A 1,175-nucleotide genomic window follows, 5' to 3' on the forward strand; every position below is an offset into this window, starting at 1 on the left:
ATGGCAAAAGAAAAGTTTGAACGTTCGAAACCGCACGTAAACGTAGGTACTATCGGTCACGTTGACCATGGTAAGACAACTCTTACTGCGGCTCTAACAATCGTACAAGGTAAAAAATTCGGTGGTGAAGCGAAAGACTACAGCGCGATCGATAACGCTCCTGAAGAGCGTGAGCGTGGTATCACCATCTCAACTGCACACGTTGAGTATGAGTCAGAAACTCGTCACTATGCACACGTAGACTGCCCAGGTCACGCTGACTATGTTAAAAACATGATCACTGGTGCGGCGCAGATGGATGGTGCAATCCTAGTATGTTCTGCAGCGGATGGCCCAATGCCACAGACTCGTGAGCACATCCTTCTATCACGTCAGGTAGGTGTACCATACATCGTTGTTTACCTAAACAAAGCTGACATGGTTGATGATGAAGAGCTTATGGAACTTGTTGAAATGGAAGTTCGTGAACTTCTAGACGAGTACGAGTTCCCTGGTGATGACACTCCAGTTATCATGGGTTCTGCGCTTAAAGCAATCGAAGGTGACCAGTCTGATATCGGTGAGCCATCAATCGCACGTCTAGTTGAAGCACTAGATACTTACATCCCAGAGCCAGTTCGTGAAACTGACAAGCCGTTCCTGATGCCTGTAGAAGATATCTTCTCTATCCAGGGTCGTGGTACAGTTGCAACTGGTCGTGTTGAGACTGGTGTGATCAAAGTTGGTGAAGAGATCGAGATCGTTGGTATCCGTGACACTCAAACAACTACCGTTACTGGTGTTGAAATGTTCCGTAAGCTTCTAGACCAAGGTGAAGCTGGTGATAACGTTGGTATCCTACTACGTGGTACTAAGCGTGAAGACATCGAGCGTGGTCAGGTACTAGCACACAAAGGTACTGTAAACCCACACACCAAGTTCGAAGCGGAAGTATACGTACTTTCAAAAGATGAAGGTGGACGTCACACTCCATTCTTCAACGGTTACCGTCCACAGTTCTATTTCCGTACAACTGACGTAACTGGTGCTTGTGAGCTACCAGCAGGTACAGAAATGGTAATGCCAGGTGATAACGTACAGATGACTGTTGAACTGATCGCTCCAATCGCGATGTCTGATGGTCTACGTTTCGCTATCCGTGAAGGTGGTCGTACCGTAGGTGCAGGTGTTGTTGC

1 protein-coding gene is annotated in these 1,175 nt (G+C 47.2%); it reads left to right on the forward strand.

Annotated elements, in window-relative coordinates:
• A partial coding sequence (tuf, locus tag J3999_RS11810; protein WP_208128081.1) for an elongation factor Tu occupies positions 1 to 1,175 on the forward strand: 1,175 nt, incomplete at both ends.

It is taken from the genome of Thiomicrorhabdus sp. 6S3-12 (assembly GCF_017571475.1).
In the GTDB taxonomy this organism is placed as follows: Bacteria; Pseudomonadota; Gammaproteobacteria; order Thiomicrospirales; family Thiomicrospiraceae; genus Thiomicrorhabdus.